At 39.3% G+C, this 15770-nt stretch carries 9 protein-coding genes; 7 read left to right on the forward strand and 2 right to left on the reverse strand.

Features of this window, described 5'->3' with window-relative positions; genetic code table 11:
• The 5 genes from PHE37_RS13400 to PHE37_RS13420 all read left to right on the forward strand — a co-directional run.
• On the forward strand, positions 1–700 hold a 700-nt coding region (locus PHE37_RS13400), incomplete at its 5' end, for an ATP-binding cassette domain-containing protein (RefSeq protein WP_299995908.1).
• Complete coding sequence (locus tag PHE37_RS13405) at positions 697–2025, forward strand: HlyD family type I secretion periplasmic adaptor subunit (RefSeq protein WP_299995907.1); 1329 nt, start codon at positions 697–699, stop codon at positions 2023–2025. The genes PHE37_RS13400 and PHE37_RS13405, both read left to right, overlap by 4 nt.
• Position 2026: 1 nt before the next feature.
• Positions 2027–2638 (forward strand): response regulator transcription factor, encoded by a 612-nt coding sequence (locus PHE37_RS13410; protein WP_299995905.1) that lies wholly within the window; start codon positions 2027–2029, stop codon positions 2636–2638.
• 85 nt (positions 2639–2723) lie between these two features.
• Positions 2724–10382 (forward strand): retention module-containing protein, encoded by a 7659-nt coding sequence (locus PHE37_RS13415; RefSeq protein ID WP_299995903.1) that lies wholly within the window; start codon positions 2724–2726, stop codon positions 10380–10382.
• The gene (locus tag PHE37_RS13420; RefSeq protein WP_299995902.1) at positions 10382–11029 is read left to right on the forward strand and encodes a transglutaminase-like cysteine peptidase; all 648 of its coding nucleotides are present in this window, start codon (positions 10382–10384) and stop codon (positions 11027–11029) included. Before PHE37_RS13415 ends, PHE37_RS13420 begins: the two co-directional genes overlap by 1 nt.
• Before the next feature lie 54 nt (positions 11030–11083).
• Here PHE37_RS13420 and PHE37_RS13425 read toward each other — a convergent pair whose 3' ends face one another.
• Positions 11084–11842: an acyl-CoA dehydratase activase gene (locus tag PHE37_RS13425; protein WP_299995900.1), complete on the reverse strand. Its 759-nt coding sequence runs from the start codon at positions 11840–11842 to the stop codon at positions 11084–11086.
• Complete coding sequence (locus tag PHE37_RS13430; protein ID WP_299995898.1) at positions 11842–13161, reverse strand: double-cubane-cluster-containing anaerobic reductase; 1320 nt, start codon at positions 13159–13161, stop codon at positions 11842–11844. The genes PHE37_RS13425 and PHE37_RS13430 overlap by 1 nt, the downstream gene beginning before the upstream one ends.
• 256 nt (positions 13162–13417) lie before the next feature.
• Between PHE37_RS13430 and PHE37_RS13435 the strand changes: the two genes are divergently transcribed.
• Entirely contained in the window at positions 13418–14185 is a 768-nt protein-coding gene (locus tag PHE37_RS13435) for an undecaprenyl-diphosphate phosphatase (protein ID WP_299995896.1), read from the forward strand.
• A gap of 34 nt (positions 14186–14219) precedes the next feature.
• Positions 14220–15770 (forward strand): diguanylate cyclase (locus PHE37_RS13440; RefSeq protein ID WP_299995895.1); only part of this gene is annotated, 1551 nt, incomplete at its 3' end.

Raw genomic sequence — 15770 nt, forward strand, 5'->3', positions numbered from 1 at the left:
AATAGAATTTCAAAATGTTTCATTTGCCTATCCAGGCGCTACCAATAATGCCTTAGAAAATGTCTCTTTTAAAATTGAAGCGGGTGAGAAAGTCGCTATTTTAGGGCGTAATGGTTCAGGTAAAACAACGATTGAGAAATTGATTTTGGGACTTTACAAGCCAATAAGTGGATCTGTTTTAATTGATGGTATTGATATCAATCAAATAGACCCAGTCGATTTACGCAAAAATATAGGGTATGTTCCTCAAGATGTTTTACTTCTCAATGGCACAGTGCGTGAAAATATTGTTTACAGAGCCCCTTATGTTGATGATGAGGTGTTTTTGCGAGCTGTTAAATTAGGTGGTGTTGATGATTTTATTGATTCACATCCTTTAGGAGCAGATTTACCGGTGATGGAAAGAGGTGATGGCATTTCAGGCGGTCAGCGTCAAAGTATTGCCATTGCTAGGGCATTCTTGCTGGATTCTCCTATTATTTTATTAGATGAGCCAACAAACTCTTTAGATAGTAGCTCTGAAAATAAAATTAAAAATTTACTCAAATCAAATATTGAAGGCAAAACAGCACTTCTTGTAACGCATAAAATGGCTCTTTTAGATTTAGTGGATAGACTTATTGTTATAGAGCGTTCACATGTACTCTTAGATGGCAGTAAAGAGGATGTTTTGGCAAAACTAAATGGTGTAAAACGATGAAAAATAACACTTACGATGAACGTGATTTACAATACATGTCGAGCCTTAGTGAGGCCATTTTACAAAAAGCGCCTAGTGCCTCTAAAAAATTAATTTGGCTAGTCTCTATTGCCATAGCATGGCTTATTATTTGGGCAAGTATTGCAGATATTGATGAAATCACAAGGGGGCAAGGCAAGATTATTCCTTCACAGCAATTGCAAGTGGTGCAAAATCTTGAAGGTGGTATTGTTTCGGAGATTTTAGTGAAAGAGGGAGATTTTGTAAAAAAAGGTCAAGTTTTACTCAAAATTGATGATAAAAATTTTGCAAGCTCTTATGGAGAGAGTAAACTTCGGTATGTTGAATTAAAAGCAAAACAAGCAAGATTAGAAGCAGAAGCGAATGATTTGCCTTTTGAGGTACCGGCTAATGAGAGTGAAGATTTACAAAAGCAATTAAAATATGAAAAAAGTTTTTACGATTCAAACAAAGAGCAAATCCAAAAAACACTACAAATTTTTGAAGAACAAATTGGGCAAAGAGAAAATGAACTGAAAGAATTAGAAGCCAAAGTAGCACAGATGCAAAGAGGCTATGATTTGGTCACAAAAGAGATAAAAATTATGGAGCCTTTAACGCAAAAAGGATTGGTTTCTGAAGTAGAATTTTTGCAATTAAGACGCCAGGCAAATGCCATTAATGGGGATTTGCAAGCAGCAAGACTCTCGATTCCTCGTATTAAATCAACCAAAGAAGAGGCTGAAAAGAAAAAAAGTGAAGCGATATTGGGTTTTAAGAATAGAGCCAAAAAAGAACTTAATGAAGCAGTTGCAGAAATGTCCCGCCTTACTGAAACACAAACAAGCTTAGAAGATAGAGTTAAGCGGACATTGGTTAGAGCACCAATGGACGGTACGATTAAGCAACTTTTGGTTAATACTGTTTCGGGTGTTGTAAAGCCAGGTATGGATATTTTAGAGATCGTACCAGCAGAAGACACTCTTTTGGTAGAAGCAAAAGTAAAGCCTTCTGATGTGGCTTATTTAGTGCCAGGGCTTAAAGCTATGGTTAAGTTTACGGCTTATGATTTTTCGATTTATGGGGGGCTGAAGGGCAAGCTTACGTTTATCAGCGCAGATACATTGACCAACGAAAAAGGTGAAAGTTATTATGTTGTTCATATTAAAACAGATAAAAATTTTCTAGGAGATGAAAAAAAACCTCTTCCAATTATGGTTGGTATGACGGTTACCGTTGATATTTTAACGGGTAAAAAAACAGTGCTTGATTATCTTTTAAAACCAATTTTGAAAGCGAAGCAGAATGCACTAAGGGAGCGTTAAGATGATTTTTTTATACTCATCACGAGCAGAAGTTATAAACCATTGGATGGGTGCTTTTAGTGATATTAAAATGGCTATTTGCGAAAATGAAGAGGAACTATACTCCCGAATAGATACACTGCAAGAAGAGATGGTTTTACTGTTAGAACATAGACAATACCATGAAATCAAAGCATTCTTATCTCTTTTTCAGACAACATACCCACATATCAAAATTATGCTCTTTTCCAATAAACCAAGCTATGAGGAAGGATATGAGTTATTACCATTTGGTATTAAAGCGTATGCTAATACCTATATGGCTCATATTCACCTCAAGGATGCTTTGAATACTGTTTTATTGGGTAATATTTGGTTGTATCCTGAGTTTATTCAAATGATGATTCAATCATTTTCAAAACCTCACCCCTCCTTACATGTAAACGATATTTTGTCTACATATCATCTTACAGAAAGAGAAATACAAATAGCCCTACTTCTTAAAAAAGGTCTGAGCAATAAAGAAATTGCTGAGCGAACCGGTATTTCTGAGCGAACTGTTAAGGCACATTTAAGTGCAGTTTTTGAAAAAACAGGTATAAAAGATCGTCTTGCACTCGCATTAGCCCTCTAAATATTTGACACTGTACTTTGGTACAATTGTCATTCTTTTATCACAATGCTATGATTCCTTATAACATTAAAATAAGGAGTTTATCATGGCACACGCAGTAGGAATAATCAAGAATATTATTGGACTAGTAATAGTCAAAAATGAGCAAGGTGAGGATAGAGTCTTAAAAGTCGGAGATAGAGTGAATATCGAAGATAGTATAAGTACGGTTGGTGCAGGCTCACAAGTCATTGTTGAATTGGCAAGTGGTAAAGAGTTGAAAATCGGTGGTAATGATACGCTCTTTATAGATAAAAGTGTTTATGCTGGAGAAAGTTTTGGAGATGATGCTGTCGTTTCAGCAGATACCGTACAACAAGTAGCAGCCACGAATGAAGTGGATGCCTTGCAACAAGCATTGCTTAATGGCCAAGACCCTAATAATCTTGAAGCAACAGCTGCAGGTGATGGTGGTGGAACACCTTCAAGTTTAGGAACCTTTGGTGCAGCTCAATACCTCCAAGGTGGAGATGAAAGTAATGTTAGCTCAAGTCTAAGAAGTTTTGGAACAGGTGCTAGCGATACTACTTTGTTTGCGGCAAGTAATGCGGCCGATATTAATGATGCTCCAATTGCAGTGGATGATACAATTGGTGTAGGAACACAAGAAGGCGAAGTTCCAGTAGGGTATACCTATGAAAACGATACGGTGGTTATCGATGTTTTAAATAACGATTATGATTTAGATGCCAATGATATCCTCAGTATCAACAGTTTTGATACGACGACAGTGTATCTTAAAGAGGGTGTCCCAACCAATGGTGGTGTGATTAGTGAGGTTGATGGCAAATTAGTATTTAACCCAGGTACTGATTTTGATTACTTAGCGGTGGGAGAGAAACAAGTTGTTACGTTTACGTATGATATTACTGATGATTCAGGTGCTGACAATGCGATTAGCAATCGTGCTACGGTTTCGATTACCATAACTGGAACGAATGACCAACCTATTGTGAGTGATATCACGCGATCTCAAAATGAATCACTGGATGGTAATAACACGTTTACAGGCACATTGAGTGCGACAGATTTGGATGTGAGCGATACGCATACGTTTTATGGAGTTATGGGTGAAGAAGGAATTGATTATACGGTTACTTCTCCTGTTACAGTTAATGTTGAAAGTATTAGTGTTAACCCTGATGGAAGTTATGAACTAGTTGGGGATTTCAATGCCTTGGCTTTAGGGGAGAGCGCAACGGTAACGTTTCAGTACTATGCTGTTGATAGTAGCGGTGTAGGAACCGGAGATGAGCATAACGAAAGCTCTATTAGTGAGCCAAAAACGATTACGTTAACGATTAGCGGGACCAATGACGCACCTGTTATTTTTGTAGAAGAATCTAATATTGCTGGTACGGCAAGTGAAGCTGGAAATCTTGATGATGGTACGATTGTTCCAGCAATTGAAGCATCAGGTACGCTTATCGCAAATGATGTTGACCATAATGCAATTTTAGCATGGTCAGGCAATGCAACAGGAACATATGGAAGCTTTGCTATTGATCCATCAACAGGTGAGTGGAAATATACCGTTGATTCAACTGTTGGCTCAGCCGCAGATCAATTGGCAGAAGGTACAAGTAGAACAGAAGTATTTACAGTGACTGTCACAGATGAATATGGTGCCACCGATACACAAGATGTCACCATAACGATACAAGGAACCAATGATATTCCTGTTATCACAAATACCACTGCGGAACTTGCTGGAATGGTTAAAGAAGCAAGCACTTTAGGGGATGACACTGTTATTGTAAATATACCAAGTGTTTCAGGACAACTTAGTGCAACAGATGTTGATACGGGAGCCACGCAAATATGGAGTGTACAAGGAACACCATCCACAACCTATGGTTCAGTCGCCATCGATTCAGCAACCGGACAATGGACTTACACACTAGACAACGACCTTCCTGCAACCCAAGCACTTAAAGAAGGTCAAACGGTTACGCAAGAGTATACGATGCGTGTTACCGATGATTTTGGTGCGTATGTTGACCAAACCGTTACCGTGACCATCATCGGGACCAATGACGCACCAGTCGCCCTAGCGGATGAGGGAAGCGTTACAGAAACAGGGTATGGCGCAGTTCATAGAGGAGAATTTGACTCAGGAAGCCCAATAGCCATTGGTAATGTCCTTAGTAATGACACGGATGTGGATAATAGTAATTTAGATGTTAAAACCATCACATCAGACTTGAATGGTAACAGTGATAGTTCTGCTAATATCCTTGGATATTTAGTGATACAAGGAGAATATGGTACCTTAAGTATTAATCAGCATACAGGTGGATATCTCTATACCCTTAACAACAACAACTCAGCAGTCAATGCACTTAATGAAGGAGATACACTCAATGAGACCTTTACGTATGTTGTCACAGACAAACAAGCAGGCAATCCATTAACCGATACCGCACAACTTACTATTACCATAAATGGTACCAATGATGCTCCTGTTATTTCAGGAACACATAGTGGAAAAGCCACAGAAGCTGGAAATCTTGATGATGGTACGATTGTACCTGCAACAGAAGCGACAGGGACACTTATCGCAAGCGATGTTGATAATTCAAATCCAACATGGTCGGTGAATGGAAGTGGTGTAGGAACTTATGGAAGCTTCACAATTGACTCAGTAACAGGAGAATGGAAATATACCGTTGATCCTACCGTAAACTCAGCCGCAGATAGATTGGCTGAAGGACAAACAAGGAATGAAACATTTACCGTTATTGTCAATGATAATGAAGCGAGCAATCCTAAAACAGATATCCAAACAGTAACTATTAAAGTTGTTGGAACCAATGATTCACCAGTGATAACATCAAGTGAAGCGGATGCAATGGGTACCGCAAAAGAAGCAGGTGATGGACCTTTGGGAGCTGGTTATGATGCCACAGGACATTTAACATCGACAGATGTTGACTATCACGCCACAGCGACATGGTCAGGTAATGCGGCAGGAACTTATGGAAGCTTTGCTATTGATCCATCAACAGGTGTTTGGACCTATAAAGTAGATAATACTTCAGGCTCACCAGCCGATCAATTGGCTGAGGGAGAGAGTAAAGTAGAAACCTTTACTGCCACAGTAACGGATGATAAGGGAGCAATTGATACGCAAGTGGTTACGGTGACGATTATCGGAACCAATGACGCACCAACGATTAGTGTTAATACAGGTAATCCAGAGAATGCTAATGATCTTGTTAAGGAATCAGGATTGGCTGAAGGCACACACCCATCAGTGTCAGATACTCAAGCAATGGGAACCTTTACGATAGCAGATCCAGATGGATTGGATGATATCAAGTCTATTACCGTAGCAGGAACAAGCTTTAACGCAGTGGAAGCTGATAACTTTGCTGGCATTGTTGGTCAAATTATTCATACGCCAACCTATGGAGATATTCAAGTTGTAAGTTACAATGGAAATGGTGAGTTTAGCTATACGTATACCTTAACCGATGCTGTTGACAATCATGTTGCTCCGGCAACAGACACAATGGGACAAGATGCAATTGTCGTGAGTGTTTCTGACCAAGCTTTAAGTGCTGATGCAACAGTGACTATTGATATCGTTGATGACATACCAACGATTGTATCTTCAGGCTTTACCCCTACTTCTTTTGATTTGGTTATTACTAACCATGACACTTCGGCTTCGGCTGGGTATAACAGTAGCTTTGGTTATTATGTTAAAGGTGAAAATGGCGTGCCAACAACAGGTGTTGTCGTTTGGGATGGTGTACATAATTCAAAGAGTGCCTCGGTAACAATTGAGGGTTACACACCTGATCAGATAGGATTTTTCATCATACCTAATGGAGATACTCGCAATGCCGCTTTAACTAATGGCTCAGAAGTTACTTTTGTAAAAATTGGTTCAGAGTGGCAAGCTACACTTGATGGACACACCTTATTAAGTGCTGCTGGACATGTTCTATTTGACAATACTGCTATTAATTTTGATGCTAGCTCAAATGCCTATACCTACGCACTTGATAATTCCCTTCCAGGTAATCTAAACTGGGAAGATATCGCAGGTGGTGGAGATAAAGACAATAACGATGTTAATATCAATACAGAATGGACCTCGACAGGATATTTATCTGTCGATGAAAGTACTTTAAATATTGATGCCAAAGTTGATTTCAGTAAAGCCTTTACATTTGATTTTGGTGCAGATGGAAAAGGTACTGTGGGTTATGCTCTACATGTAAACTCTGGAAATACAGGCTTATTGGATACAGCAACTGGTGAAAAGGTCGTATTACATGTTGAGAGTGGTGTTGTTGTAGGTAGCGTTGGTACAGGTACTGATACGCATGTGGTCTTTACCTTGAGCGTGGATGAAACGAGTGGATTAGTAACACTTGACCAGCAACGTGCGGTTGTTCATTCAGACCCGCTGAATCCAAATACAGGTATAGCCTCTGGTTTAATTTCACTTGGAGCAACCATTACCGATGGTGATACGGATACCGCTTCTACAAGCCTAGATATTGGCAGTATGATTCGTTTTAAAGATGATGCACCTATAGCAGTCAATGATGTGAATAATGTGCAAGAAGACCTTGTAACAGTTGCTGATGGTAATGTTATGAGCAATGACACAAAAGGAGCCGATGGTGCAAGTGTCAGTTTAGATGGTGGCGATACTTCAGGAACTTTACTAGGTACATACGGTACGTTAACACTTGGAACAGATGGCGTTTATCATTATGTTCTTGACAATGCTGCAGTAAATGTCCAAAGCTTAGGAGATGAAGCAAAAGTCGAGGATGTCTTTTATTATACGATAACCGATGGTGATGGCGATCAAAATCATGGAGTTTTAACCATTAATATTAAAGGTACCAATGATGCACCAGTGATTGATCTTGATGGAACGACCAATGTGATGTATACGGAATCATTTGAGGATCTTGCTGGAGTTAAGACATCAGGTTATACTATTATTCAATCGACATCATTTACGGGAGATCATGGTATTGTGTGGACAACAGAGGGTGGCCATAAAGGCTTAGAGATACAAGAAGGTAGCACAGGCGGCTCTTTAGCATCAGATGGACACTACAAAGCGGAACTTGATTCTGATCAATTGGTTAAACTGTCAACCACTGTTGAATTAACAGAAGGTACTGCTACCCTCACCTTTGACTATAAGCCTCGTCCTGGTAGTGAGACCGATAGCGATATGAAAGTAACACTAGGTAATGCTGAATTTACCATCGGAGGAACGTCAGGAACAATTACAAATGTTCATGGTGATATTGGAACACCAAGTGTTGTACTCAATTCTACTACAGGGTGGATGAGTGTTACGATTAATGCTTCAAGTTTACCTTTAGGAACAACAACACTCTCCTTTGAAGGCTTAGGCCTTTCCAATAGTCTTGGGGCTTACGTCGATCACATTTCATTGGTAGGTGGAATCGCTAACGATGCTAATTACGAGACAACATTTATCGAAAATGGCACACCTGTTTCTATTGCTGATGTCGATATCAAAATCACTGATGTGGATGATACCCATATGGAAAGTGCAAAAATTACATTGGATAATCCACATGATGGTGATGTCTTAGTTGCTGGAACAATGCCAGGAGGTATTACCGCAACATTTGATGCAACAGGCTACATACTAACACTAAGTGGCCATGCGACAATTGCAGATTATGAAAACGCTATTAAGGCAGTGACGTATAAAAGTACCAGTGAAAATCCAAGTGATGAAGATAGACTGGTACATGTAAGCGTTAATGATGGTAGTCTTAATAGTAATATCGCTTTGACAACCGTGTTTGTCATCCCTGTTAATGATGCACCAGTAGCCGTGGATGATAGTGCGGGCACAAAAGAAGATATCGCGCTTGTTCTACATGCGTCAGATCTAGTCCCTACTAATGATTACGATGTCGATGGTGATACCCTGACAATAATTGGCGTTGGAAGCCCAACACATGGAATTGCTATACTTAATACCGATGGTACCATCACCTTTACACCAGATAAAAATTTCAGTGGTGTTGCAACATTTGATTATACTATTAGTGATGGACATGGTGGAACAGATACGGCAACGGTAACCATCAATGTTGACCCAGTAGCAGATACTCCTATTCTTATAATGTCTGTCAATCAAGATACACAATCTTCTATCAATGTGGCGGATAGTGATGCTTTAACTCAGACAGTCTATAGTACTTCGAGTAATGCTTTGAGGGCTAGTGATACACTGGAAAATTATACGGATCATCATTCTAATCAAATAACTAGTACAACAGAAACGACAGAACCATATCCTTCAGGAGGCAATGGTGTCGATAATATTGCTGAACATGATATTGAAGTGACCAATGGTTTAATCTATCTTGAAGCTGGCACGACACTAGTATTTACTGGGTATTGTGATGATTCTTTCTTGATTGAGCTAGGCGGGCAAACGTTGATTAAAACAACACGTGACGCTTATGGAGATTATAATACTTCCAATACAACAACGACCAACATAGGTCAAGGAACTTATACAGGTACAGGCGTGTTTACAGCTTCTGTGACAGGTTATTATACCTTAGAGACGTATATTTACAATCACAATGGTCCAGGAGATTTATCGATTAATGTCAGTGTTAATGGCGCAGATCCAGTGGCTCTTAATACGACAAACTTTGGGCTTTACACAAGCATTAGTGAGGTTGATGGACAAAATATGCCACACGATGCATTTGTGTTAACAGCGGGAAGTGATGGTGGTATTTATCCTATTTCTGATGAAATATACAGTTATGAGTTGAAGATTAATGCGGCATTAACAGATACAGATGGTAGTGAAACATTAAGTGCTGTGTCGATTGATATTTCATCATTGAATGGTGGGACACTCAGCGGTACAGGTGTAACATTGGTTGGTGATCATTATGAGATTGCAGTAACAAGTGGTATAGACACTATTGTAACCTTAGAAACACACCATGCTTTAAGTGTTGAGCAGATTAATGCGATAACAGGAAGTGTAACATCAACTGAAACTCCTCTACCTTTAGATCCGAATACGGCTGATGATGTATCCACAACAACAGATACCGCACTTAATGAAATTGTCGGTACAGATGGACAAGATACGCTTACTGGAACTTCTGGTAATGACCTTATTGATGGTAAAGGTGGAAACGATATTATCAACGGTGGCGATGGTAATGATATTATCAACGGTGGTAGCGGAAGTGATACGATTGATGGTGGAGCAGGTGATGATACCATCAATGGTGGCGGTGGTAATGATGTCCTTAATGGTAATGCTGGTAATGATATGCTTAGTGGAGGGGAAGGCAACGATACACTTGATGGAAATACAAGTGAAGATACTACCCTCGATGGTGGTGCTGGAGTTGACACACTAGTGTTAGATACAAGTACTAGCATTGATTTTACAGCTATTGCAAATGGGGAAATTCTTAACCTTGCAAACGGTGTTGCAGAAACCATAACGATAAATCCTGCAGATGTCTTGCAAGTAACCGATGATGCAAATACTATACTCAAAGTTTTAGGCGATAGTATAGATAGCATTCATGGTACAGGATGGAGTGCAACAACAGGAGCAGATGCAGGATTTATTCGTTACGAGTCAACGGTTGGTACAGATACTATAAAAATAGATATTCAACAAGAAATTCACACAGACTTTTAATGAGCCTAAAACTCGTTTCTATCTGTCTGCTATTAGGCTTACATGGTAGCCTTTGGGGAGGGGAATTTATCCTCTCTCTTTCTTTTTTTAGCGCCTTGAAAACCGAAAAATCCAAAGCTATTTTTAAAGACTATGAGCGTTTCATGAATGAGACGGCTCCAAAACCTTTACATGTAAAGCTTGACGCGGTCAATTTTTACATTAATGCTTTTGTGGGTTCCTACGATGAACAGACCTATCAAACAGAAGATTTTTGGGCAACAAGAGTTGAGTTTTTAAGTGTGGGGCAGGGTGATTGCGAGGACTATGTCATAGCCAAATATGAGACATTGAAAGATTTTGGTGTTGATGCCAAACATATGGGATTGTGCATTGTCAAAGAGCGTTCATCCCCATTTCATCACATGGTTTTGTTACTATGGAAAGATGCTAAAAATCAGCCACTGGTGCTTGATAATCTTAGTTTTAAAGTGCTTCCTTTGGATGTCAGGGTTGATTTGTCGGTTGAACAATGCATGAATGAAGAGGGATACTTTAAGCTAGATGCAAAAGCCAAACCTCAAGCCTTTCAATCTCATTATGTCATTAAAGCCTATGAAAGAGTGAAGCAACAAACCAAGCGTGAGCATCTATGGCAAAAGCCTTAGATTAACTTTTCAAGGTTTGTTATATTACTCATGATGCTTTTACATGTAAAGACATCACCGCGTTACTTCGTATCCTGAAAGTGCTGCACCGACGGCTCCAATGAGTTGTGGATGCGCGGGGATAAGTATTTTTCGCTCCAGTTTGAGCTCTAGCATATGGTGTAAAAAAGGATTGAGTGCACCGCCACCGGTAAAGACGATGGGTTCATCTTTTTTGACTACAAATTTACGTGCCATTGAAGCAAGTCGCGAGGCGATGGATTCGTGTACGCCCCAGCAAATGTTAGCAAGACTCTCTTTTTTAGCAATCAGTGAAATGACTTCAGACTCTGCAAAGACAGCGCACATACTTGATATGGTCAGTTCTTTATCGGCACCAAAGCCTGCATTGGCAAAGGTTTGCATATCTAAGCCCAAGCGATTGGCGGCGATTTCTAAAAATTTACCCGTTCCAGCAGCACATTTATCGTTCATACGAAAATCGGTAAAACTTCCATCATCGCCCATTTTAATCACTTTACTGTCTTGGCCGCCTAAGTCAATGACCGTTTTAGCCTCGTTGTGAAAAAAGTAAGCACCCTTAGCATGGGCTTTTATCTCAGAAATAACGGGTGCTTGGTGGGATTCTTCGAGCATATAACGCCCGTAACCTGTGGCAACGAGCATCTTGACTTCTTTATCGCTTAGATACTCGCCCACGATGACATCTTGGTTAAAAATGGTGGGAATCACCTTTGTGTGAGTGATTTCCCCGTTGCTTCCAATCCCTACAATTTTGGTGTAGGTCGAGCCGATATCCACGCCCCAATACATTATCGGTTTGCAAACGCTTGCGCTTTTTGTTTAAACGTAATGCTCTCCAAAAAGGCTTCCACACGGGTTTTAATCTGCCCCGCATCTTCAGGTGAATAGTCCGATTCGATGACTAAACACGGAATTCCCTCTTTGGCCATAGCTTCGGTGACAAGATGGGATTCGACATTGTAGGTGTGGCAGAAGGAGAGCGTATAATAGATAACACCATCGGCTTTTCTATCTTTGTACATCTGAACGATTTTATCGATTCTTCCTGTGTTGGGGGTAAAACAAGCACAGTCAATTTTAGAGTAACGCTCCATCAAGCGTCCGTAGAATTCATCTTCACTGCTAATACCTTCTAAATCCACATTGTCTTTAAAGTAACGATGACCGATGCATGATTCTTCATTGATAACACAGCCTCCGGTATTTTCAACCGCGGTGTGGAGTTTCCAATTTGGTGGCGCAAAAGGTGTTCCTAGTACCATCAAACGAGGCGTATTGGAGGGGAAAACACTTACTTTCTCTTGCATACGGATTTCTAGTTCATCGCACAATTCATTGACTTTTTGTGTGTAACGCTCAATATCATCGATGAAACCCACTTGCGTAATCCACAGACAGTCTTTGCCGCTAATAGGCATCACTTCAGGATTTAAACTTCGAAGTGCATCTAAGCGTTGGAGTGCGGCACGTTTGGCATTAACTTTTTTTGTTCCCGCTATCATCTCTTCCAAGCTTAGTTTTTGTTCCGTTACCTCTTCAATGTGTTCTTTAAACTCTTTAATCTCTTCTTGCCACATTTTGAGGTCTTTCTCACGTTTCATGTGAGGGATATTCATGACATGTACGGGGTGGTGTTTATTGAGAATTTCCCATGCTTTTTTCTTCGCTTCACAGGTGGTTTCTCCGTAGATAAAATCACTGGATTGGGTGTAAGCACAGGTCTTTTGGAGTTTAAAGCCGTGCGCGGATTTGATGAGTGGACAGATGTTACGAGGAAGTTCTGTTTCCGCGTCTGCTATGGTAGCGTTGGAGCCACCGCAAAGACCGTAACACGCACCTCCTGCACCTATGACAATTTCTTCAGGAACAAAGATACAAAAGGTTCCAACGGCAGGTTTTTTTTCTGCACGAAGTTTGTTAATTTCAGCGATTCGCTCACCTTGAATTTCGCTCATAAACCAATCAAAATAGTCCATTGCTTTAGGACGATTAGGTTGAGACATAAACTGAGCTTTATACGCATCCAATCCCATGCCCATCATTTTTGCGTGTCGTTCAACGTCGACACCGATACTACTGAGTAAATCTTTATGTGCTTCTACGCCCATGGTTTTTCCTTGATGTAAAAAGTTGTGCTGTGAGGTTTACATGTAAAGGGTAAGTAGAAGAAAAGAAGTGCTACTTCATGTATGTCTAAGCCTTAGACCAACAGCATTTGAAGTATGGTAGCGGAGTTTTCTTTAAAATTTAGTAAATTATAGTTTACCTAATTAGGAGTAAAACGCTCTTTTTAAGTGATAAAAACCTTACATGTAAGATAATTTTTGTTACAATTCATTTTTTATTTTAACACAGGAAAAAGCATTGGATATTGTACAATCAGTGATTATGGGTGTTGTTGAAGGTTTTACTGAGTTTTTACCTGTTTCATCAACAGGGCACATGATAGTATTGAGTGATTTTTTAGGCATTGAGCAAGATAGTGTGACAAAAGCATATGAAATTATCATTCAATTTGCAGCGATTTTAGCGGTAGTTTTAAACTATAGAGAAAAATTTTCACCCCAAAAGATTGATTTATGGATGAAGTTAGCAGTGGCATTTTTTCCTATTGGGGCAGTGGGCTTTCTTTTTGCTAAGCATATTAAAGAACTCTTTAGCGTTCCTGTTGTCGCGGTGATGTTTATTGTTGGTGGTATTGTTTTTTTGATTGCGGAGTATTACTATAAGCCAAAAGAGCATTTTATCGATGATGTGGAAAAAGTGACGTATAAACAAGCATTATGGATTGGTATCGCACAAGTGTTTGCACTGATTCCTGGCACCAGTCGCGCTGGAGCTACTATTATTGGAGCGATGATGGTGGGTTTGACCCGAAAAGCGAGTGCAGAGTTTTCATTTTTATTGGCATTTCCGGTGATGTGTGCAACCACGGGGTATGATATCGTAAAACATCACAACGAGTTTGCAGGAAGTAATTTGACAGTACTTTTGGTGGGCTTTGTGGTCTCTTTTGGTGTGGCTTATCTCACTATTAAACTCTTTTTGAAGTTTTTAGAGCAGTTTACCTTTGTCTCTTTTGGTATTTATAGGATTATATTTGGGGCAGTATTATTGATGGTTTATCGTTAGTTTTTGTTATAATAAAACAAAAATGGAATAAGCAATGAAATTAAGGTCAAAACTTTTTATTTTCATGACGGCACTGTTTGTGATAGTCGTTTCCATTTTATGGTTTTATTCTACTGCATTTATCCAATCTATCAATGAGGAATGGGCGCAAAAGTTTATTAAAAAACAGGTTGTTTTTGATAAAAACCGTACCTTACTTCCTATCTTGCGTGAAGTAGATCTTGTAAAAAAAATAGTTAAAAATCCTGATATTATAGCGATGGCGTATAATGATGATGATTTACATGTAAGAGAAAAAGGGACCGATGTTCTTGAATCCTATCGTCATCAGTTTTTAGACCGTAGCTATTTTGCTGCTTTTGTTCATTCCGGGCATTATTATTACAATGATAAACTTAACCATTTTCAAAACGATACGCTACGCTACACTCTTTCTGCTTCAAAACCTGATGATAGTTGGTTCTTTTACACACTTTCTAAAGAAGATGATTTTCAGGTTAATGTCAATAAAGACACTGAACTTGGTATTACAAAGGTTTGGATAGACTTTGTCATTAAAGACGGTGATGCTCGTTTGGGTGTTTTAGGAACAGGTTTTGATTTTGAAAGTTTTCTCAAAGAGTCTGTGGGTGTTGAGCAAGAAGGTGTACGAAACTTTTTTATCAATAAAGATTTGGCGATTCAGTTGGCCCGCGATACAAAACTGATTGATTATGATAGCATGACAAAAAGTGATGGTCAACATAAAACTATCGATCTTTTCTTACCCAAAATAAAAGACCAAGAAGCCATCAAACAAGCGATGCAAGAGATGTATGCTTCCCCTGAAATTATTAAAACATTATGGGTAAACTTTGAAGGGAAAGAGCAACTTCTGGGTATGGCATATTTACCTGAAATTGGTTGGTTTAGCTTAACGCTTATCAATGCAACAGAACTTACATTGATCAACTCTACGGCATTATTTCCTATTTTATGTGCTGTATTTTTAACTATTTTAGTCATTGTAGGTATTGTAAGTAATATATTGTTTTTTCATCCTTTAAATCAATTAAAGTTGATGATGCGCCAAGTAGAACAAGGTGAATATAACCTCAATCCAACGCTAGTAGGTTCAGGAGAGATACGAGAACTCTCCGAGCAATTCAAACGTATGGTCGCGTATGTCAATATCAATAATGCACAATTGGAAGAAAAAGTTCAAGAACGTACAAAGGGACTGATAGAAAGTGAACAAAAACTGCAAGAGCTTTTAGAAAAAGTTCAAGAATTAGCATTTTACGATGCACTCACCAAACTTCCCAATAGGCGAATGCTTGAAGATAGACTCAATGTAGAATTAGCAAAAGTAAAACGTACTGAAAATTTTGGTGCTTTGATGTTTTTAGACTTGGATAATTTTAAACCTTTAAACGATGTCTTTGGGCATAATGCAGGGGATAGCCTTTTGATAGAAGTCGCGCAAAGACTTTTAAGTGTTGTGCGCGAAGGTGATACTGCGGCACGTTTTGGCGGTGATGAATTTATCGTTCTTCTCAGTGACATCGGTAATGATGTTTCAACAGCACATGAAAAGATGCAGCAT

It is taken from the genome of Sulfuricurvum sp., assembly GCF_028681615.1.
Taxonomy (GTDB): Bacteria; Campylobacterota; Campylobacteria; order Campylobacterales; family Sulfurimonadaceae; genus Sulfuricurvum.

Coding starts and splice junctions, on each gene's coding strand:
- PHE37_RS13405 (WP_299995907.1), top strand. CDS start 697: ATGAAAAATAACACTTACGATGAACGTGATTTACAATACATGTCGAGC.
- PHE37_RS13415 (WP_299995903.1), top strand. CDS start 2,724: ATGGCACACGCAGTAGGAATAATCAAGAATATTATTGGACTAGTAATA.
- PHE37_RS13410 (WP_299995905.1), top strand. CDS start 2,027: ATGATTTTTTTATACTCATCACGAGCAGAAGTTATAAACCATTGGATG.
- PHE37_RS13430 (WP_299995898.1), bottom strand. CDS start 13,161: ATGGGCGTAGAAGCACATAAAGATTTACTCAGTAGTATCGGTGTCGAC.
- PHE37_RS13420 (WP_299995902.1), top strand. CDS start 10,382: ATGAGCCTAAAACTCGTTTCTATCTGTCTGCTATTAGGCTTACATGGT.
- PHE37_RS13425 (WP_299995900.1), bottom strand. CDS start 11,842: ATGTATTGGGGCGTGGATATCGGCTCGACCTACACCAAAATTGTAGGG.